General features: G+C 68.3%; 18 protein-coding genes. 5 read left to right on the top strand and 13 right to left on the bottom strand.

Annotation, left to right across the window (positions count from 1 at the left end; genetic code table 11):
• Positions 1 to 124 precede the first annotated feature (124 nt).
• The 9 genes from hisG to B5Y19_RS14455 form a co-directional block, all read right to left on the bottom strand.
• Entirely contained in the window at positions 125 to 1,102 is a 978-nt protein-coding gene (hisG, locus tag B5Y19_RS14415) for an ATP phosphoribosyltransferase (protein WP_055727590.1), read from the bottom strand.
• On the bottom strand, positions 1,099 to 2,214 hold the full coding sequence (locus B5Y19_RS14420; protein WP_055727589.1) for an ATP phosphoribosyltransferase regulatory subunit: 1,116 nt from the start codon (positions 2,212 to 2,214) through the stop codon (positions 1,099 to 1,101). Before B5Y19_RS14420 ends, hisG begins: the two co-directional genes overlap by 4 nt.
• Positions 2,215 to 2,385: 171 nt before the next feature.
• Positions 2,386 to 2,703 carry a GIY-YIG nuclease family protein gene (locus B5Y19_RS14425; RefSeq protein ID WP_342060157.1) on the bottom strand — a complete coding sequence of 106 codons (318 nt, stop codon included), beginning with the start codon at positions 2,701 to 2,703 and terminating at the stop codon, positions 2,386 to 2,388.
• A gap of 77 nt (positions 2,704 to 2,780) precedes the next feature.
• Positions 2,781 to 4,355: a histidine--tRNA ligase gene (gene hisS / locus B5Y19_RS14430; RefSeq protein WP_079591642.1), complete on the bottom strand. Its 1,575-nt coding sequence runs from the start codon at positions 4,353 to 4,355 to the stop codon at positions 2,781 to 2,783.
• Positions 4,356 to 4,558: 203 nt separating this feature from the next.
• The gene (gene glcF / locus B5Y19_RS14435) at positions 4,559 to 5,929 is read right to left on the bottom strand and encodes a glycolate oxidase subunit GlcF (protein WP_055727587.1); all 1,371 of its coding nucleotides are present in this window, start codon (positions 5,927 to 5,929) and stop codon (positions 4,559 to 4,561) included.
• 3 nt (positions 5,930 to 5,932) lie between these two features.
• Positions 5,933 to 6,568: a DUF2585 domain-containing protein gene (locus B5Y19_RS14440; protein ID WP_079591643.1), complete on the bottom strand. Its 636-nt coding sequence runs from the start codon at positions 6,566 to 6,568 to the stop codon at positions 5,933 to 5,935.
• Positions 6,568 to 7,755, bottom strand: coding sequence for an FAD-binding protein (locus B5Y19_RS14445; RefSeq protein ID WP_055727586.1), 1,188 nt, complete (start codon positions 7,753 to 7,755; stop codon positions 6,568 to 6,570). The genes B5Y19_RS14440 and B5Y19_RS14445 overlap by 1 nt, the downstream gene beginning before the upstream one ends.
• 69 nt (positions 7,756 to 7,824) lie before the next feature.
• Positions 7,825 to 8,109, bottom strand: coding sequence for a GIY-YIG nuclease family protein (locus tag B5Y19_RS14450; RefSeq protein ID WP_055727585.1), 285 nt, complete (start codon positions 8,107 to 8,109; stop codon positions 7,825 to 7,827).
• A 59-nt stretch (positions 8,110 to 8,168) separates the two neighbouring features.
• Positions 8,169 to 9,605 carry an FAD-binding oxidoreductase gene (locus tag B5Y19_RS14455; RefSeq protein ID WP_055727584.1) on the bottom strand — a complete coding sequence of 479 codons (1,437 nt, stop codon included), beginning with the start codon at positions 9,603 to 9,605 and terminating at the stop codon, positions 8,169 to 8,171.
• A 132-nt stretch (positions 9,606 to 9,737) separates the two neighbouring features.
• On the opposite strand from B5Y19_RS14455, the gene B5Y19_RS14460 reads away from it, so the two are divergent.
• Together B5Y19_RS14460 and B5Y19_RS14465 are read left to right on the top strand one after the other, a co-directional pair.
• Positions 9,738 to 10,643 carry a LysR family transcriptional regulator gene (locus B5Y19_RS14460; protein WP_055727583.1) on the top strand — a complete coding sequence of 302 codons (906 nt, stop codon included), beginning with the start codon at positions 9,738 to 9,740 and terminating at the stop codon, positions 10,641 to 10,643.
• A 60-nt stretch (positions 10,644 to 10,703) separates the two neighbouring features.
• Positions 10,704 to 11,642: an SMP-30/gluconolactonase/LRE family protein gene (locus B5Y19_RS14465; RefSeq protein WP_079591644.1), complete on the top strand. Its 939-nt coding sequence runs from the start codon at positions 10,704 to 10,706 to the stop codon at positions 11,640 to 11,642.
• A gap of 7 nt (positions 11,643 to 11,649) precedes the next feature.
• Here B5Y19_RS14465 and B5Y19_RS14470 read toward each other — a convergent pair whose 3' ends face one another.
• From B5Y19_RS14470 to mscL, 3 genes are all read right to left on the bottom strand, one after another.
• On the bottom strand, positions 11,650 to 12,711 hold the full coding sequence (locus tag B5Y19_RS14470; RefSeq protein ID WP_055727581.1) for an AbrB family protein: 1,062 nt from the start codon (positions 12,709 to 12,711) through the stop codon (positions 11,650 to 11,652).
• Between the two features lie 124 nt (positions 12,712 to 12,835).
• Positions 12,836 to 14,029: a pyridoxal phosphate-dependent aminotransferase gene (locus B5Y19_RS14475; RefSeq protein WP_055727580.1), complete on the bottom strand. Its 1,194-nt coding sequence runs from the start codon at positions 14,027 to 14,029 to the stop codon at positions 12,836 to 12,838.
• Positions 14,030 to 14,150: 121 nt separating this feature from the next.
• Positions 14,151 to 14,570 (bottom strand): large conductance mechanosensitive channel protein MscL, encoded by a 420-nt coding sequence (gene mscL / locus B5Y19_RS14480; protein WP_055727579.1) that lies wholly within the window; start codon positions 14,568 to 14,570, stop codon positions 14,151 to 14,153.
• Positions 14,571 to 14,831: 261 nt separating this feature from the next.
• On the opposite strand from mscL, the gene B5Y19_RS14485 reads away from it, so the two are divergent.
• Positions 14,832 to 18,404, top strand: a complete 3,573-nt coding sequence (locus B5Y19_RS14485) for a hybrid sensor histidine kinase/response regulator (protein ID WP_055727578.1) — start codon at positions 14,832 to 14,834, stop codon at positions 18,402 to 18,404.
• A gap of 140 nt (positions 18,405 to 18,544) precedes the next feature.
• Here the strand turns inward: B5Y19_RS14485 and B5Y19_RS14490 are convergent, their stop codons facing one another.
• On the bottom strand, positions 18,545 to 19,123 hold the full coding sequence (locus B5Y19_RS14490) for a thioesterase family protein (protein WP_055727577.1): 579 nt from the start codon (positions 19,121 to 19,123) through the stop codon (positions 18,545 to 18,547).
• Between the two features lie 121 nt (positions 19,124 to 19,244).
• Between B5Y19_RS14490 and B5Y19_RS14495 the strand changes: the two genes are divergently transcribed.
• Together B5Y19_RS14495 and B5Y19_RS14500 are read left to right on the top strand one after the other, a co-directional pair.
• Positions 19,245 to 19,757: a tyrosine phosphatase family protein gene (locus B5Y19_RS14495; protein WP_055727576.1), complete on the top strand. Its 513-nt coding sequence runs from the start codon at positions 19,245 to 19,247 to the stop codon at positions 19,755 to 19,757.
• Positions 19,758 to 19,903: 146 nt separating this feature from the next.
• Positions 19,904 to 20,368 (top strand): Lrp/AsnC family transcriptional regulator, encoded by a 465-nt coding sequence (locus B5Y19_RS14500; protein ID WP_173049670.1) that lies wholly within the window; start codon positions 19,904 to 19,906, stop codon positions 20,366 to 20,368.
• Positions 20,369 to 20,420 lie beyond the last annotated feature (52 nt).

Below are 20,420 nucleotides of genomic sequence, written 5' to 3' on the forward strand. Positions count from 1 at the left end.
CCTGCATTCACTCGCACGGCAGCGCGGCGTGCCGCCAATCGGTTAACACGCCTAGAGGCCAATTGGTTCGGGATCAAGGCTGAAGCGAGGGCGAAACGGTCATTCCGTTGCGGAAAACCCTACGTCAGATCCGGGCGAGGAGCCGCTCCAGCAGCCGGTTCGAGCGCCGGAAGACATAGGCCGGGGCGCTGACGGCGATGTCGTCGGCCCCGAGTCCGCCGAGATGCTCGACCAGTGCGAAGACGGCCTTGTCCGGGCAATGCAGCGTCAACGGCGTCTGCGCCCCGAACGGCAGGCGCGCGCCGAAGCGCTCCGCCAGCCCGGCCAGCGCATCCGGCGCGAGCGTGAGGCCGGCACGGACCTCGCGGATCGTGCGCCCCTCCTCTTCCGCCGCGATGCGGGAGAGTATGGTCCTGGCGGCGGTCCTGGCGCGCTCGCCCCAGGGTGCGCGCGTCGAGGCGACGAGATTGGCTTCGGAAGCCAGCATCACGCCGTCGTCGAGCACCTTCAGCGCGTTGGCGGCGAGCGTCGCCCCGGTCGTGGTGATGTCGACCACGATCTCCGCCGTGCCGGCGGCCGGGGCGCCTTCCGTCGCGCCGAGGCTTTCGACAATGCGATAATCGGCGAGACCGTGCTCGGCGAAGAAGCGCCGGGTCAGGTGCACATATTTGGTGGCGACGCGCAGCTTGCGGCCGTGGCGCGCGCGCATGGCCGAGGCGACGTCGTCGAGATCGGCCATGCTGCGAACGTCGATCCAGGCCTGCGGCACGGCGACGACGACATTGGCCTGGCCGAAGCCGAGCGGGGTCAGCATCTCGACTGCCGCGTCCGCATCCGAAAGCTGCTCGCGAACCAGATCCTCGCCGGTGATGCCGAGATGAGCGGCTCCGGAGGCGAGTTGCGAGACGATCTCGGAGGCCGAAAGAAAGGCGACCTCGGCCCCCTCGACTCCCGCGATGGTGCCGCGATAACCGCGCTCGCCGCTGGCCTTGACGAATTTCAGCCCGGCACGGCCGAAGAAGGCGGTCGCGTTCTCCTGCAGGCGCCCCTTCGAGGGCACGGCGAGGACAAGCGGGGCATCGTTGACGGAGGGCTGGCTCATGCGGCGTCTCCCGTCAGCCGATCGAGCCAGAGCGAGGCGCCGACGGCGGGAATCGGCCGGCCCGCGCCGAGGCGGCCGAGGACATTGTCGTAGCGACCGCCGCCGGCGACCGGCTTGCCGTCGCCGCGGGCGCTGTCGTGAAGCTCGAAGATGAAACCGGTGTAGTAGTCGAGATTGCGCGCGAAGCCGGCCGAGAAGCGGATCGCGCCGACATCGACGCCGCGGGCCGCGAGGAAGCCGGTGCGCTCGTCGAAGGCGTCGAGCTGGCGGCCGAGATCGAGCGAGGCCTGGTCGGCCAGCGCGCGCAGCGAGGCCGAGGCGGTGTCGGGGTCGCCCGAGACGGCGAGCACCTGCTCGAGCAGCGCCTTGACGTCGCCATTGACCGGATTCTCACGCTCGGCGGCCCTGGCGAGGAAGCGTTCGGCGATGTCACCGGCGCTGCGCCCGCCCACCGTCGAGATGCCGGCGATGGAGAGCACGTCCTCGACAAAGACCCGCGCGGCCTTGGGGTCCTGCCCTTCGAGCGCCTTGAGCAGGCCGGCATGGGCGGCGTCGCCCTCGGCTGCCGGCGGATCGAGCGCAGCGACGGCCTCGCTGCCGCTGCGGCCCTGCACCACGGCACGGACCAGGCGGCGGCGTGCGCCCTGCGGCACGGCGAGCCCGTCGAGCAGAGCGCCGAGCAGCGCGACGTCGCCCATGGCGATGCGCGGCGCCTTCAGTCCGAGCGCGGCGGTCGCCTCGATGGTGAGGGCCATGATCTCTGCATCGGCGGCAGAGAAATCGGCGCGGCCGAAGGATTCGATTCCCGCCTGCTGGAACTCGCCCGGCTCACCGGTACGCATGCGGAAGACGGGGCCGGCATAGGCATAGGCCGCCGGCTCGGTCGAGCCCGAGGCGATGTGATCGAGCGCCACGGGGATGGTGTATTCCGGCCGCAGGCACCAGTCGCGGCCATCGGCATCCTGCGTCATGAAGATGCGGCGGCGGATATCCTCGCCCGAGAGATCGAGGAAGACATCGGCGGGCTGGAGGATCGCCGGCTCCGCCCGCGCATAGCCCTCGCCCGCGAAGAGCGCGATGATGGTCTCGATGCGGGCGCGGCTTGCGGGCACGGGTCGTCCTGTCCTGTTGCGACGCCGTCCTAGCAGCCGCGCCGCCGGTTTTCGAGGGATTTGAGCGAATTGGGTGAACGGGATTTTTCTGTCGTCATGCTCGGGCTTGCCCCGAGCATCTCTCGCAGAAAGAGGCTCCCTCACGTTCCGCCCGAGCTTCCTGGCTCTTCGCTACGCTTCGGCCGAGAATGACGGCGGATAAATGTCTTCGAACAGGTCGCGCCAACCTGGATTCTTCCGCTCGATCAGCTCGATCTTCCACTCCCTGCTCCAGCGCTTCAGACTCGTTTCTCGCTGGATCGCAAGCTCGATATGTTCAAAGACTTCGAACCAAGCCAGTTTGTCGAGATTGTAGCGAGCGGTGAACGACCGCCCGATACCTTGTTTGTGCTCGCTGACGCGCCGGACAAGATCGACGGTAACGCCGAGGTATAACGTACCGCGCGGCTTGTTCGCCATGATGTAGACGAAGGACGGTTCGAGGTTCACGTCGTTCTCGAGCGAAGCACCGACCCGAGAATCTCCGGTAAGAGATGCTCGGGTCAAGCCCGAGCATGACGCAGTGTTTACCCGTGTCGCGCCAGAACCCGCTTCACGCCTTCGACCAGTTCCGCCACCGGCACGGCGAACTGGGCCTCGGCCTGCTTGGCCTTGTGCTCGGCGGAGTCCTTGACGTCGCGGCTGGCCGCGGCGAGCTCGGCGCCGAGGATCAGGTCCTTGATGACGACCGTTCCGGCATCGCGCTCCGAGGAACCCTGGATGATGGCGCAGACGGCGCCGCGGCGATCGGCATATTTCATCTGGGCGTTGAAGCCGGAGCTGCCCAGATAGAGATCGGCGCGCAGCAGCGGCCTGCCAGCGGCATCCGTCGCCTGGCGCAGCGCCGAGACCATCGCCTGATAGCCCGGCATGAACTCGGGCGACTTGTTGTCCATCGCGGTCACGACGACGAGCGGCAGCTCGTTCCGGCTGTCCACGATCGGCGACTTCACCGCCTTCAGCGCCGAGAACAGCCGGGAGACACCGATCGAAAAGCCCGTCGCCGGCACCGGCTCAGGCCGGAAGCGCCCGACGAGGCCGTCATAGCGCCCACCGCCGGCGACCGAGCCGAAACGCACCACCTGCCCGTCATCATTGGTGACCGGGAAGGTCAGCTCCACCTCGTAGACCGGGCCGGTATAGTATTCGAGGCCGCGGACGACGGAGGGGTCGATGATGATCCGCCCGAGATAGCCGGCAGCCGTGATCAGCTCGCGGATCTGCTCCAGCTCCGCGATGCCGGCCTCGCCGTTCTCGGCGCCCTCGACGAGACCGCGCAGGTCGGTGAGCGCCACGGCAGACAGCTGGGCCGAGCCCTCGCTGTCGTCGGCATTGGCCTTGCCGAGCTCGGCGAGCTTCTGGCCGAGCTCGAGATAGCGCAGGATCCGGTCCGCCTGAGCGTCGGACAGGCCAGCGCCTTTCGTGAAGTCGCCGCTCTCATCCTTGCGGCCTTCCCCGAGGAGCTTGCGAACCTCCTCGAGCGGGAACTTGTCGGCCTTGTCGATCGCGCGCAGCACCGTGAGGCGCGCCGCGGGATCGATGCCGGCGGCATCCATCACGCCGTCCAGCACCTTGCGGTTGTTGACCTTCACGACATAGTCGCCGCGCTTGATGCCGAGCTTTTCCATCGTGTCGGCGGCGAGCATGCAGATCTCGGCATCGCCCGCGACGGTGCCGGAGCCGACGATATCGGCGTCGAACTGCATGAACTGGCGGAAGCGGCCCGGCCCCGGCTTCTCGTTGCGGAAGACATAGCCGACGCGATAGCTGCGATAGGGCTTCGGCAGCGCGTCGAAATTCTCGGCGACATAGCGGGCGAGCGGCGCCGTCAGGTCGTAGCGCAGCGAGAGCCACTGCTCGTCATCGTCCTGGAAGGAGAAGACGCCCTCGTTCGGCCGGTCCTGATCCGGCAGGAACTTGCCGAGCGCGTCGGTGTACTCGACGAAAGGCGTCTCCACCGGATCGAAGCCATAGACCGCGAAGCTCTCGCGGATGACCGAGAGCATGCGCTCGGTGGCCGCGACATCGGCCGGGCCGCGATCGACGAAACCGCGCGGCTGGCGGGCCTTCAGCTTGGCAGGGGCGGACTTGTCGGCGGACATGGGCGTGCTCGGAAAGCGGGGGTAAACGTCCCCGGAAATGGCTGAGTGGCGGGTTAGACCGTACGGACGCGACGGGCAAGCTTGTTCCCTTCTCCCCTCGGGGGAGAAGGTGGCAGCGCGAAGCGCTGACGGATGAGGGAATGCAGGCGTCGAACCACCCTCGTCCGCCTGCCGGCACCTTCGCCCCCGAGGGGAGAAGGAAGCTACTCGGCCGCCAATGCCTGCGCCCGGATCGGCCGATCTTCGATCCCTGCCCGCGCCAGCTTCTCCGGCAGCGGGCCGCCGGTCGCCCAGTCGAGCAGTTCAGCGGTGTGGACCACCGGCGTGGTCGCTCCCTTGTCCGAAAAACCCTTCGCCAGCTGGGTCATGCAGCCGATATTGCCGGTCGCGACCAGCATCGGCTTGGTGCGCTCGATATTGCCGATCTTGCGATCGCGCAGGCGGCCGGCGATCTCCGGCTGGAGGATGTTGTAGACGCCGGCCGAGCCGCAGCAGATATGGCCCTCCGGCACCTCCTTGACCTTGAAGCCCGCCCCGGAGAGCAACCGCTTCGGCCCGTCCTTGAGCTGCTGGCCGTGCTGCATCGAGCAGGCCGAGTGGTAGGCGATCGGCATCGCGACATCGCGCACCGCCGACAGCTCCAGCGTTTCCAGGAACTCGGTCACGTCCTTCGCCAGGCCCGAGACCTGCGCCGCCTTCTCGGCATAAGCAGGCTCGTTGCGGAACATGAAGCCGTAATCCTTGATCGTCGTGCCGCAGCCCGAGGCCGTGATCAGGATGGCGTCGAGCCCCTCGCCTTCGACCTCGGCCATCCAGGCGTCGATGTTCCTGCGCGCGAAGGACAGGGCGTCGTGCTCCTGCCCCATATGGTGGACGAGCGCGCCGCAACAGCCCTCGCCCTTCGGCAGCACGACCTCGACGCCATGACGGTTGAGCAGGCGGACCGTCGCCTCGTTGATCGCCGGATCGAGCACCGGCTGGGCGCAGCCGGAGAGCAGCGCGACGCGCTTCGTCCGCGCTGCGGGCGGCGGGAAGCTCTGCGGGCCTTCCATGGTCGAGCGCGTCGGCAGCCGCGCCGGCGCCAGCGCCAGCATCGCCTTCAGGCGCGGGCCGATGACGGGGAGCACGCCGAGAATGGGAGCAAACGGCTTGGCCGGCAGCGCAGCCAGCATCGCCGCGCGGAAACGGCCGGGATAGGGCAGGATCGCCGCCAGCACCTTGCGCAGCAGCCGGTCATGCCAGGAGCGCGTATAGGTCTCCTCGATATGGGCGCGGGCATGGTCGACGAGGTGCATGTAGTGCACGCCCGATGGGCAGGTCGTCATGCAGGAGAGGCAGGAGAGGCAGCGGTCGATGTGCTTCACCACCTCGGCGGTGGCGGGCTTGCCGTTCTCCAGCATGTCCTTGATCAGGTAGATGCGCCCGCGCGGCGAATCGAGCTCGTCGCCGAGCAGCAGATAGGTCGGACAGGTCGCGGTGCAGAAGCCGCAATGGACGCAGGTGCGCAGGATCTTCTCCGAGGCCGGCATGCGCGGGTCGGAGGCGAGGCGCTCGGGAGTGAAGTTGGTCTGCATCGCTCAGGCTCCGCCCTGCCAGGCTTTGATCCAATCCATCGGCCAGAGCAGCATGATGACGTTGAGGGTGAGGTTGTCGCGGATCAGCCAGCCGACGATGAGTTCCATCGCCAGCGCGCTCGCCACGGTGACCCAGACCGGGGCGAGCCGGGCGAAGAGGAAGCCGAGCACCATCGCCAGGATGTCGCAGACCGAGTTCAGGACGCTGTCGCCGTAATAGTCCAGCGAGATCGTGGCCGAGCGGTAGTGGTTGATCACCGCGTTGGTGTTCTCGGTGATCTCCCAGGCGCTCTCGATCACGATGGCGAGCAGCAGCGCGACGCCGAAGGAGAGCGGCAGGCCGGTGAACCGGCGGATCAGCCAGAACAGCCCGTAGAACAGGAAGCCGTGGATGATGTGCGAGAACGTGTACCAGTCGGCGATGTGCTGGGAGTTCTCGGAGGACATCACCGTGCCCTGCCAGAACTTGATGTTCCCGCATTTGCAGATCGGCTCGCGGCCCATCCAGAGCAGGATCGCCGCCGCGCCGGCCGTCAGCAGCGCGGCCAGAACGGCGATGGCCAGCGGGCTCAGGCGGCCCGGCGCCCAGTTCGCGCGGGATGCCGGTCTTTCGACGGAAAGCGTGTCAGCGAGCGCCATCAGATCCCCGCATACATCCGGCCGGTCTCGAAGATGCCGGCCGGGTCGAAGCTTTTCTTGATGCCCGTCGTGACGCGCATCAGCGGCTCGGCCAGCGGCTGGAAGACATCGACGGCGGCGCGCACCGCATCGGGCGCCCGCACCAGCGTGGCGTGGCCGCCAAGCGGCTTCAGGGCCGTGCGGATGGCAGCGGCGCCGGCATCGCCATCGGCCGGCACAGCCAGCCAGACCAGCCCGCCGCCCCAGTCGTAGAACCAGCGCGCGCCCGGCAGCATCCGCCCGATCGCGGCCGCGGCCTTCGCGCCGTCGGTCGGCTTGAGCGACAGTCGCCAGACCGCCTCGCCCGTCCCGGCGAAGAAGGCGGCGTCGCGGATGTCGCGCCAATGCGCGGCGACGCCCTCGCCTTCCAACCGGTCCGGCACGCCGTATTCGCCGAGCAGCAAGGCGAGCTCGCCGGCGCGGTACTCGATCGAATCCGGAAAATTCTCCAGCCGCAGCAGGGTCACGGCCTCCTCCCCGGCGAGGCCGCCGGGAAGATGGGCGGCCGCCATCGGCTCGAAGGGCGAGCCCAGCGCCTTCGACAGCAGCGCCACGCCCTGCGCATCGGAGAGCCCGCGCCATTGCAGCGTCGCGAGCGCCGCCGGCCTCGGCAGCACGCGGAAGGTCACTTCGGTGAGGAAGCCCAGCGTCCCGTGGCTGCCGCTGACCAGCTTCACCAGATCGAGGCCTGTGACGTTCTTCATCACCCGCCCGCCCGATTTGATCATCTCGCCGCGGCCATTGACCATGCGGATACCGATCAGCGAATCGCGCGCCGCGCCGGCATTGATCCGGCGCGGGCCGGAGATGTTGCAGGCGGCGACGGCGCCGATCGTCGGCTCGCCTTCCGTGCCGTAGAGGGCGCGGTGGTCCATCGGCTCGAAGGGCAGCATCTGGCCGCGCTCGGCCAGCGTCTCCTGCACCAAAGCGAGCGGCGTGCCGGCGCGGGCGGCGATCACCATCTCGGCCGGCTCGTAGAGGGTGATGCCGGTGAGACCGGCGCTGGAGAGCGTGCTCGCAACCTGGGCCGGGCGCCCGAGACCATGGCGCGTGCCGCCCCCGCGCAGGGCGAGCGGCACGCGGGAATCGATGACCGATTTCACGACGGCGCAGGCCTGCGCCTCGGTGGTGGGGGTATGGATGATCATGCACCGCCCCTTGTCATTCCGGGGCTTCGCGTAGCGAAGAACCCGGAAGCCACGACTGGGCGCGCGCGGTCAAGCCAGCCCTTCATAGAGATCCGCCCATTCGGGATTCATGTCCTCGATCAACTTGATCTTCCAGGCACGGCGCCATTTCTTCACCCGTTTTTCCCGATCGATAGCTTCGTTGACCCACTCGAATTCCTCGTACCAGACAAGCCGATCGACATCGTATCGGGAGGTGAAGCCGATAGTCTGCTTCGATTTGTGTTCATGGACACGTCTCGCGAGATCGCTGGTGACGCCCAGATAGAGCGTGCCGTCTTTCTTTCGAGCGAGGAGATAAACGAAATACGGCATCTGCCTCACCCGGTCGTGGGTTCCGGGTTCTCGCTACGCGAGCCCCGGAATGACAAAGCTCACGCCGCGACACGTCCTTCCAGCGGAAACACCTTCGCGGGGTTGAGCAGCCAGCGCTCGTCGAACACCGCCCTCACCCGCATCTGCTGGGCGAGGTCGGCCTCGTTGAACTGGAAGGTCATCAGGTCGCGCTTCTCGATGCCGACGCCGTGCTCGCCGGTGAGGCAACCGCCGACCTCGACGCAGAGCTTGAGGATGTCCATGCCCGCATCCTCCGCCTTCTGCGCCTCGACCGGGTCGTTGCAGTTGTAGAGGATGAGCGGGTGGAGATTGCCGTCCCCGGCATGGAAGACATTGGCGACGCGCAGGCCGTAGCCCTTCACGATCTCGTCCATCCGGCGCAGCACATAGGGCAGCTGGCCGGTCGGGATGGTGCCGTCCATGCAGATATAGTCGGCGATGCGGCCGGTGGCGCCGAAAGCGGATTTGCGGCCCTTCCAGATCGCAGCCGCCTCCATCGCCGATTTCGATTCCTTGACGGTGGTGACGCCGTGCTCGCCGGCGATGGCGACAATGCGCGCAAGCTGCGCGTCCATCTCCTCGTCAGAGCCCTCGACCTCGATGATCAGCAGGGCACCGCAATCCATCGGATAGCCCGCCTTGGCGAAAGCCTCGCAGATCTCGATCGCCGGCTTGTCCATGAACTCCATCGCGACCGGGATGATGCCGGCACCGATGATCGCGGCCACCGCCGCGCCCGCCTGCTCGCTGATCGGGAAACCGAACAGGACAGGCCGCGCTCCCTCGGCCGAACGCAGGATGCGCACCGTCGCCTCGGTGACGATGCCGAGCTGGCCTTCCGAACCGTTGATCAGGCCGAGCAGATCGTAACCCGGCGAATCGAGATGAGCGCCGCCGATCTCGACGATGCTGCCGTCGAGCATCACCAGGGTGACGCCGAGGACGTTGTTGGTGGTCACGCCGTATTTCAGGCAGTGCGCCCCGCCCGAGTTCATGCCGATATTGCCGCCGATCGAGCAGGCGAGCTGGGAGGACGGATCGGGCGCGTAGAAGAAGCCCTCGGCCGAGACCGCGCCGGTGACGGCGAGATTGGTGACGCCGGCCTGCACCCTGGCGACGCGGTTGGCATAGTCGATCTCGAGGATGCGGTTCATCTTCGAGACGCCGATGACCACGGCATCCTCCTGCGGGATCGCACCGCCGGAGAGCGAGGTGCCGGAGCCGCGCGGGACCACCGGCACGCCCTGCTCGCGGCAATAGCGCAGCACGGCCGCGACCTCCTGCGTGGTCGAAGGCAGGACGACGGCAAGCGGCATGCGGCGATACGCGGTGAGCGCATCCGTCTCGTAGGGGCGTCGCTCGTCGTCGCTCGTAATCAGCGCCTGCGGTGCGACGAGGCCGGCCAGGCCGGCGACGATCGATTCGCGGCGAGCGAGGATGCCGGCATCCGGCACCGGAAAAGCTATCGCGCTCATCTTGCCCTCCGATCTCAACGGCGCAGGGGCGCGCCGAGCGCCCTCTTTGCGCGGCAGATTAGACCAATTCAATGCCTCTTGCAGCGCGGGCAAAGCCAGCCATTATTTCCATATTGGAAAAGGTGGCGATTGATGGACCGGTTCGGCGATCTCGATGTCTTCGCGCATGTCGTCACGACGAAAAGCATGTCGGCTGCCGGGCGGCAGCTCAACCTGTCGCCTGCGGTCATCTCGAAGCGCATTCGCCGGCTCGAGGAGCGGCTCGGCGTGCGGTTGCTCCAGCGCACGACCCGGCAACTGGCGCTGACCGAGGCCGGGCAAGGCTTCTACGAGCGCGTCGTCTCGATCCTATCCTCGATCGAGGAGGCGGAAGCCTGGGTCGCGAGCGGCGCGGGGCAGGTGCGCGGAACGTTGCGCGTCTCGGCGCCGACCTCCTTCGGGCGGATGCATGTCGCGCCGCATCTCAAGCGCTTCCTCGACGCCAACCCGCTGGTGACGGTCGATCTCGTGCTGAGCGACGCCTTCGTCGATGTCGTGGGCGAAGGCTTCGACCTCGCGATTCGCATCGCCGACCTGCAGGATTCGAGCCTCGTCGCCAAAAGGCTTGCGCCGAACCACCGCGTGCTCTGCGCCACGCCCGGTTATCTCGCCAGCCACGGCACGCCCACCGAGATCGCCGAGCTCGCCCGGCATACGCTGATCGCCCACAATGCCGATCACTGGCGGCTCGACGGACCGGAAGGGCCAGTCTCGGTACGCGTCAACGGCCCGTTGCGGACCAATTCCAGCGAGGTCGTGCGCGAGGCCTTGCTGGCCGGCGTCGGCATCGCGCTGCGTTCGACCTGGGATGTCGGGCCGGAGCTGAAATCCGGCGCGTTGCAGCGGGTGTTGCCGGCCTATGCGGTGGGCTCCCGCGTCGCTGTCTACGCCGTCTATCCGAGCCGTCGGCATCTCGAGCAGAAGGTGCGCGCCTTCGTCGACTATCTCGGCGAGCTCTACGGCGCCACGCCCTATTGGGATGCGGGGCTTGCGCTCTAGGCGCTTGCCGCCGCGGCCGTCGGCAGGGATGCTTCAACCAGATCGTCAGGGAGGGATGGCATGTTCGGCGAGCTCGAAGGCACGGGAGTTTCGGTCCTCGATCCGCGGTTCCACCGCGTCATTCCCGGTCCGGCGCGGGTCGAGCGGCTGTGGACGGGCGCGCGCTGGTCGGAAGGACCCGCCTGGTTCGCGGCGCACAACACCCTGGTCTGGTCGGACATCCCCAACGACCGGATGCTGCGCTACGACGCGCTCTCCGGCCAGACGAGTGTCTTCCGCCAGCCCGCGCGCAACTCCAACGGCAACACGGTCGACGCGCAGGGCCGGCTCGTCACCTGCGAGCATGGCGGGCGCCAGGTGACCCGCACCGAGCATGACGGCTCGATCACCGTGCTGGCGAGCCACTATGGCGGCAAGCGGCTGAACTCGCCCAATGACGCGGTGGTGAAGTCCGACGGCTCGATCTGGTTCACCGATCCCGACTACGGCATCCTGAGCGACTATGAGGGCGACAAGTCGGCCAGCGAGATCGGCGCCTGCCATGTCTATCGCATCGACGGCGAGAGCGGCGAGATCGCGATCGTCGCCGACGATTTCGTCAAGCCCAACGGCCTCGCCTTCTCGCCGGACGAGAGCATCCTCTACATCGCCGACACCGGCGCCAGCCACGATCCCGAGCACGGGCCGCGGCATATCCGCAGCTTCAAGATGGATCGCGACGGCCGCTCGCTCGGTGCCTCGAAGCTGTTCGCCACCTGCACCGCCGGGCTGTTCGACGGCTTCCGCCTCGATATCGAGGGCCGGATCTGGACGAGCGCCGCCGACGGCGTCCACATCTACCACCCGGATGGCACGCTGATCGGCAAGGTCGCGATCCCGGAGATCGTCGCCAATGTCTGCTGGGGCGGGCCGAAGCTCAACCGCCTTTTCATCTGCGGCACGACCTCGCTCTACGCCGTGATGACCCACACCAACGGGGCCGGCCGGCCGGCGGGCTGAAGCCGCCTCAGCGCGGCGGCTCGCCCTTCACCCGCGTCAGGATGAGCGGCATGGCCAGCCCGATGGCGACGAAGCGGACGAGGTGGTGGGCGCCGACATAGAGCGTGTCGAGGCCCATCGCGAAGGCCAGCATCGCCATCGCCTCCAGCCCGCCCGGCGCGAAGGCCGCCATGCCGCTGGCATAGGAGACGTCCGCGAGCCAGGCCGCCGGCCAGGCGAACAGGAAGGCGACGCCGATCGAGACCGCGAAGCCGCCGATCGCGAGCGGAAACAGCCCCTTCAGCTCTTCGCGCGGGATATGGGCGATGCGCCCGCCCATGGTGGAGCCGAGCAGGACCTGCACGGCGATCTGGATCGGCATCGGCAGCGAACCCTCGACCAGCCCGGTGCCGTGCAGGAAGGAGCTGGCGAAGGTCGCGCCGAACATCAGCGGGGCGGCCAGGCCGAGGCGTTCGAAGACGAGGCCGAGCGCCAGCCCCGCCATGGTCACGCCGAGCATGGTGGCGGCATCGACCGTCTCGACCGGCGGCGCGGGTGTGCCGGCCGACGCGCCGGAAAGCTGCATCACGCTCGGCAGCAGCGCCACCAGCACCAAGAGGCGGAACAGCTGCACGACCGAGATCCGGCCGATATTCGCGCCCTTGGCCTGCGCCACGGCCAGCACGGTCGAGAGCGCCCCCGGCGCGGCTGCGAGCAGGGCATCGATCCAGGGCCAGCGTGCGACATGGCGCAGATAGGCGCCGGTCGCGGCCATGATCACCGCGACGCCGACGAGAAGGACGAGGAGCGAGGCGGGATAGCGGGCGGCGGCGGTCAGAGCCTCGGGCGTGGCGGCGGAGCCGAGGATGGTGCCGGAGAGCACCATGGTCGCGTCGAACCACGGCCGGCGCAGGCTCGGCAGCGGGCGCAGCAGCGCGACGACCGCACTCAGCAGCATCGAGCCCGAAAGCCAGGCCGCCGGCATCCCGAGGAGTGCAAAAGCTCCTCCACCGGCCGCAGCCAGGGCGATGACCAGGACCTCCCGCGACAAGAGCGTCAGCCGGGTCGTGGGATAGCCGAACGGTTTCATCGTGCTCCGGGCAGGCCGCGCGAGCGGCGGCGCCGGGTGTTGATGACGGCAGGCGGGGAGCGGGTCAACCGCACCCGCGCCCTCCCGGGCGCAGGGCGGCGTTGCGCCGCCGGCGCGGCGGCCCTCAGCCGGCCATCAGCGCCTTGTGCAGCCGGGCGACCGCCTCGACGAGATCGGCCGACTTGCGGGCGAAGCACAGGCGCAGGCCCGTCTCGCCGCCCGGGCCGAAGGCCGTGCCCGGGGCGAGGCCGACATTGGCGGAATCGACCAGCTCGAGCGCCAGCTTGCGGGAATCCTCGCGGCCGTCGACCGAAAAGAACTGGTAGAAGGCACCGACCGGCGCCGAGAGCGAGACGCGGTTGGTCGCCTTCAGCCCCTCATAGACGATGCGCCTGCCTTCCGCGGCGCGCGCGATCTGCTCGGCCACGAAGCCTTCGCCGTGATCGAGGGCGGCGACGGCGCCGCGCTGCACGAAGACCGGGGAGCCCGAGGTCGAGTACTGGATCAGGTTCTCGATGACCTGGCCGAAGCCCTCCGGCGCCTCGATCCAGCCGATGCGCCAGCCGGTCATGGCCCAGTTCTTCGAGAAGGTCTGGACGAAGATGACGCGGTCCTCGCTCTCCATGATGTCGTGGAAGGAGGAGGCGCGCGCCGAGCCGTCATAGACGAAGCGGCCATAGATCTCGTCGGCGATGATCCAGATGCCGTGCTTGCGCGAGAGTGCGAGCAGGGCCTCCTGCTCCTGCCGCGTGGCGGTCCAGCCCGTCGGGTTCGAAGGCGAGTTGACCAGGATGCCGCGAGTGCGCGGCGTGATCGCGGCGGCGAGCTTGTCGAGATCGAGGGTGAAGCGGCCCTGTGCATAATCCATCGGCACGCAGACCGTGGTGGCCCCGCTGACGCTGACCGCCGCGCCGAAATTCGGCCAGGCCGGCGTCGGAATGATCAGCTCGTCGCCCGGGCCGGCAATCATGCGGACCGCGATCTGGACGGACTGCATGCCCGAGCCGGTGACGAAGAAGCGCTCCGGCGAGAAGCTCTGGCCGTAGAGGCGCTCGTGATAGCGCGCCAGCGCCTCGCGCAGCTCGGGGATGCCGCGCTGCCAGGTGTAGAAGGTCTCGCCCGCCGCCAGCGAGCGCGCCGCCGCATCGCTGATGAAGGATGGGGTGGGCAGATCGCCCTCGCCGACCCAGAGCGGGATCAGGCCCGGCCGCAGCCTGCCATAGTTCATCACCTCGACGATCCCGCTTTCCGGCGCGTTGACGGCTTCCGGGCGGAGCTCCGCGACCAGGGTGCTGCCGGGCAGGATGGCGGTGTTCATCGGCGTCGACCTCGCGAAATTCGATGCCCTCCTTTAGCCGATCGCGGCGCCGGCTGGCATGAAATCGCGAGATCAGGTCAATCGGCGGCCGTGATGAATCGCGGCCGCCGGGCCAGGCTCGTCAGGCGTTCTTCTGCTTGAGCAGGTCGCGGATTTCGGTCAGCAGAGCAACGTCGGCCGGCGGTGCGGCCGGCGGCGGCGGAGCCGCTTCGGCCTTGCGCTTCAACTGGTTGATGCCCTTGACCACGAGGAAGAGCACGAAGGCGATGATCAGGAAGTTGATCGCCACCGTGACGAAGTTGCCATAGGCGAGCACGGCACCCTGCTTCTTGGCCTCGTCCAGCACCGGCGCCGTCACCGCGCGGTTGAGACCAAAGAAATAGTTCGAGAAATCGACGCCGCCGAGCGCGCCGATGAACGGCATGATGATGTCCTGGACGAGAGAATCGACGATCCTGCCGAAGGACGCGCCGATGACCACGCCGATGGCAAGGTCGATGACGTTGCCCTTCAGCGCGAATTCCTTGAATTCCTTCAGCATGCTGGACCCCTGAGCTAGTCGACGACAGTTCCCCGTCAGCCGGTTCCGGAGGCTAGACCAACCCGGTGGAGCAGGAAAAGCCGCTTGGCCGCCGGAATGGCCGGCGAGCGGCATTTTCCGGCAAAGAGCTGGGGATGACTTGCGCCTTTGTCCTATGGCGGCGCCCGGGAGCGTCCGATAAACTGCGAGAAACGCGAAGCGGAAGCTCATGACGCCAGAACTCCGGCCTGAACCGCGCAACGGCGCGCCACGGATTGCGGCATGATTCCCGGCTGGTCCGTCGTCCTCGTCGCACTCGCCTATCTGTGCGGGCTGTTCGCCGTCGCCCATCTCGCCGACACCTCCGGCCGCAAGCTCATGACCGGACGGGCGCGCACCACGATCTATGCGCTGGCGCTCGGCGTCTACTGCACCTCCTGGACCTTCTACGGCTCCGTCGGCTTCGCCAGCCGCGCCGGGTTCGACTTCCTCGGCATCTATGTCGGGCCGATCCTCGTCATCGGCCTCGGGCATCGCTTCGTCGGGCGCATCGTCGGCATCGCCAAATCCCAGAACATCACCTCAATCGCCGATTTCGTCGGCGCGCGCTACGGCAAGAGCGAGCGCGTCGCCGCGTTCGTCTGCATCGTCGCGGTGATCGGCGCCCTGCCCTACATCGCCCTGCAGCTCAAGGCGGTCGCCAATTCGCTCTCGGTCTTCCTCGCCGCCACCGGGGGCCACGCGCCGACGCCGGACGTGCCGGTGCTGAGCGACCTGCCCTTCTTGGTCGCGATCGTGCTCGCCGGCTTCGCCTGCGCCTTCGGCACGCGCCATATCGACGCCACCGAGCACCAGGACGGCCTGGTCCTGGCGATCGCGGTGGAATCGCTGATCAAGCTCGTCGCCTTCCTCGTGCTCGGCGTCTTCATCGTCTACGGGCTGTTCGGCGGCGCCGAGGACCTGCTCTCGCAGGCGGCGCGGCCCGCCTCCGGGCAACCGCCGATCTGGGAGCGGACATCGAGCTGGCCGAACTTCCTGACGCTGACGCTGCTGTCGAGCTGCGCCGCCCTGCTGCTGGCGCGGCAGTTCCACATGACGATCGTCGAGAACCGCGACGTGCGCGACGTGCGCCGCGCCGCCTGGATGTTCCCGCTCTATCTCGTGCTGATCAACCTGTTCGTGCTGCCGCTGGCGGCAGCCGGCGAGATCCTGATCCCCGGCAGCGGCGTCGACCGCGACATGACCGTGCTGCTGCTGCCGCTCCAGCGCGAGGCGGGAGTGATCGCGCTCTTCGTCTTCGTCGGCGGCCTCTCGGCGGCGACGGCCATGGTGATCGTCGCCTCGGTGGCGCTCGCCATCATGATCTCGAACCATCTGGTGATGCCGCTGCTGCTGCGCGGGCGGCGGGGGCTGAGCGATCCAGGCCGTTCCTCCGGCCTGTTCAAGGGCCGCGACACCGGCAACAGCAATACGGGTGGCGACCTCGGCTCGCAGGTCGTCATCATCCGCCGGATCAGCATCTTCCTGGTGATCCTGCTCGGTTATCTCTATTACCGCGCCTCGGGCGAGGCGGCGCTGGTCTCGATCGGCCTGCTCTCCTTCGCCGCGACGGCGCAGATCGCACCGGCCTTCTTCGGCGGCCTGGTCTGGCGGCGCGGCACCGCGCTCGGCGCGGCGGCGGGGCTGACGGTCGGCACCGTCGTCTGGGCCTATACATTGCTGATGCCGAGCCTGGCGATCCCCGGCGGCTGGTGGAGCGCCGTCGTCGCGAACGGCCCTTTCGGCGCCGGCGTCCTGCGGCCGGAATCCCTGTTCGGGCTCGACTGGCCGGCGTTGCCGCATGGCGTGTTCTGGAGCCTCGGCCTCAACATCCTCGCCTATATCGGCTTCTCGCTGCTCAGGCCGGCCAATGCGATGGAACGGCTGCAGGCCAACGCCTTCGTCGAATCCCAGCCGGCGACGATGGCGCAATCCTTCTCGCTCTGGCGCACCACCATCACCGAGGGCGAGCTGCAATCGACGATCGCGCGCTATCTCGGGCAGGAGCGCACACAGCGCGCCTTCGAGGGCTTCAACAGCAGCCGCGGCGAGGCGTCGGAAGCCAGCCGCCAGGCCGATATCCACCTGCTGCGCTTCGGCGAGCACCTGCTCTCCTCGGCGATCGGCGCCGCCTCCTCGCGCCTCGTGCTGTCGCTGCTGCTGAAGCGGCGCAACCTCTCGACCGAAGCCGCCTTCAAGCTGCTCGACGATGCGTCGGCCGCGCTCCAGTACAATCGCGACATCCTGCAGCACGGGCTCGACCATGCCGGCCAGGGCATCACCGTGCTCGACCGGGACCTGAGGCTCCTCGCCTGGAACCAGGCCTTCATCCAGCTCTACGACCTGCCGGCCTCGCTGGTGCGCTTCGGCACCGGGCTCGACGAGATCGTGCGCTACAACGCCGCGCGCGGAGCCTATGGCGACGGCGCCCAGGACGATCTGATGGCGGCGCGGCTGGAGAGCTTCATCAACGACCGCGAGCCGGTGCGCCTCAAGCTCTACCCGTCCAAGAAGGTGATCGAGGTCCGCACCAACGCCCTGCCGGATGGCGGCTTCGTCACGACCTATACCGACATCACCGACACGGTCGCCGGCGAGGAGGAGCTGGAGCGCGCCAATGAGAGCCTCGAGAAGCGCGTCGCCGAGCGCACCGAGGAACTGCTGCACGTCAATGCCGAGCTGCAGCGCGCCAAGGCCGAGGCGGAGGCCGCCAACGCCTCGAAGACCCGCTTCCTGGCCGCCGCCAGCCATGACATCCTGCAGCCGCTCAACGCGGCGCGGCTCTATGCGACCTCGCTGGTCGAGCGCGACCGCACGGCAGGCGCGCCCGATCTCGCCGAGAACATCGACGCCTCGCTCGATGCCGTCGAGGAGATCCTGACCGCCCTGCTCGAGATCTCCCGCCTCGACGGCGGCGCGCTCAAGCCCGAGCTCTCCGCCTTCCGCCTCGACGAATTAATGCGCCAGCTCCAGCGCGAATTCGAGCCGAGCGCGCAGGAGAAGGGCCTCAAGCTCGTCTTCATGCCGACCGGCCTCACCCTGCGCTCGGACCGCCGCCTGCTGCGGCGCCTGCTGCAGAACCTGATCTCGAACGCGATCAAGTACACACCGAGCGGCAAGGTCCTGATCGGCTGCCGCCGCCGCGGCAACCAGATCGCCGTCGAGGTGATCGACACCGGCCTCGGCATTCCGCAGAGCAAGCAGAAGACGGTCTTCCGCGAGTTCCAGCGTCTCGACCAGGGGGCGAAGGTGGCGCGCGGGCTCGGCCTCGGCCTCTCGATCGTCCAGCGCATCGCGCGGGCGCTCGATCATGGGCTGACGCTCGATTCGGCGCCGGGACGCGGGACGCGCTTCTCCGTGCTGGTGCCGCGCGCCGCGCCGCTGCCGGCGATGGCGACGGGCACCGCGCCGCGCCAGGCGCCGGCCGGGCAGCTCGCCGGCATGCGCCTGCTCGTCATCGACAACGAGCCGGCGATCCTCGACGGCATGCGGCGCCTGCTCGAAGGTTGGGGCTGCCTTGTCACCACCGCACCGGGGCTGGACGAGGCGCTGCCTTATGTCGGCGGCAAGGGCGAGGCCGACGTGCTGATCGCCGACTACCATCTCGATCACGGCAACGGGCTGACGGCGATCACCGCCCTCAGAGCGCGGGCGCGCACGCCGATGCCGGCGATCCTGCTGACGGCGGACAGGACGCCGCATGTGCGCGAAGCGGCGAACGCGCTCGACGTCCACCTGCTCAACAAGCCGCTGAAGCCGGCGGCGCTGCGGGCCTTGCTGGCGCAGTGGCGGGCCACCCGGCTCGCGGCGGAGTAACCCTGAACCTTCGAAGCAAACGAGCCCTCATCCCGAGGAGCAGGCCGGAGGCTTGCGTCTCGAAGGATGGTTCCGGATGGTTCCGGAGCCTCGTGAACCATCCTTCGAGACGCCGCTATGCGGCTTCTCAGAATGAGGTCTCAAGCTTCGGAGAAGTCCTGGCGCTCGCTCGCGGCGGCGTTGCGCATGGCATCCTCGGAAGCGAGGAAAGCTGCAACTTCGGGGCTCGGCTCCGGGCTCCGAGCCTCGATGCCGATCTCGCCGAGCAGGCGCGCGACCGGGACATAGGCGCGCGCCTTCTTGTCGTAGAGCGCGGCCCGGACAAGAGCCACGGCCGCGACGATCTCGCCGCCATCGCGGCCGCGCATCAGCATGCGGTGCTGCATCACCAGCCAGGCCTCGCTCCAGCACAGGATCGTCGTTTCCACCCGGAAGGGGCGGAACAGGCGCATTTCGCGCCGGAAGCGGATGGTGCCGGCGTTGACGACGGGCAGCCAACGATGGCGCAGCACCGCCCGCCAGAGGCCGCTGCGCAGCATCAGGTCGAGCCGGCCGAGATCCATCAGCGACCAGTAGCGGCCGTTGTTCATGTGCAGGCTGATGTCGAGGTCGTGGGGCCAGACCCGGAAGGGCAGGACGGAGGCCTCCGCCGGCAAGGCGAGCGACGGCCGGAAGCGCGTCGTCAGCAGGAGCCAGATCAGCCGGAACCAGAGATTCATGGGGAGCTCCGCCAGGACGGATCGATGGGGCGTGGCTTCCATGTCATGGAGGCCTCGGCGCTGTCGATCATGCTATCGTCTGCCTCATCGGTGTCGCGCCGAAACATCCGGAGCCGGCCTCTTGCCAAGCCTTCACGTCGCCCCGCTCTCCAGGCTGAGCGAAACCGTCGCCGCGGTGCGCGCCCGCCATCTCGTGACCCTGATCAATGTCGGCACAGTGGTCGCGCGCCCGGCCGGCATCGCGGCTGAGCGCCACCTCTTCCTCGGCATGTCCGACATCAGCCAGCCGGTCGACGGCCATGTCCTCGCCGGGCAGGACCATATCGGGCAACTCCTCGCCTTCATGCGCGGCTGGGACCGCGAGGCGCCGATGGTGATCCATTGCTGGGCCGGCATCAGCCGCTCGACCGCCGCCGCCTATATCGCCGCCTGCGCGCTCGCCCCCGATCGCGACGAGGACGAGGCCGCCGACGCGCTGCGAGCCGCCGCCCCCTCGGCGACGCCCAATGCCCGGCTCGTCGCCCTCGCCGATTCAGCGCTCGGCCGGCGCGGCCGGATGATCCGCGCGATCGACCGAATCGGCCGCGGGGCCGACGCGTTCGAGGGCACACCCTTCGCCATGCCCCTGGCCTGAATCGCCCCGCAAAGCCGCGCAAGTTCCTGCGCCCCCAGGCCCGGATGCTGCGGATATGAGCGCCCGCACTCGGGATCGACGCAGAAGATTGCTTGCATCGGGCGAATTTTGCGACGATGCATCGCGCGGGAGGTTTCACCGTGACCATGACGATCGAGCTCGACTCGCGCGACCGCTCCATCCTGCGGATTCTCCAGCAGGACGGACGCATCACCAATTCGGACCTCGCCGAGAAGGTGCATCTGTCGCCCTCGGCCTGCCTGCGCCGCGTGCGGCAGCTCGAAGAGAGCGGCCTGATCCGCGGCTATGCGATGATGCTCGACGACAAGATCGCGGGATTTCCGGGCACGGCCTTCGTCTTCGTCACGCTCGACCAGCAGGGCCGCGCCTCGCTGGAGAGCTTCGAGCAGGCGGTGCAGAGCCTGCCGGAGATCCTCGAATGCCATCTGCTCGCCGGCGCGCACGACTATCTGATGCGGGTGATCTACCGCGACAGCGCCGATTTCGAACGCATCCACACCGACATCATCACGCAGCTGCCGGGCGTCACCCGCGTCCAGTCGACGCTGACGCTGCGCACCATCAAGAAGACCTCGGCGCTGCCGGTGTGAAACGGGAGCGCCTCTGGGAGCCCTCATCCTGAGGAGCCATTCCCTTGGAATG

Source organism: Allobosea thiooxidans, assembly GCF_900168195.1.
Lineage (GTDB): Bacteria > Pseudomonadota > Alphaproteobacteria > Rhizobiales > Beijerinckiaceae > Allobosea > Allobosea thiooxidans.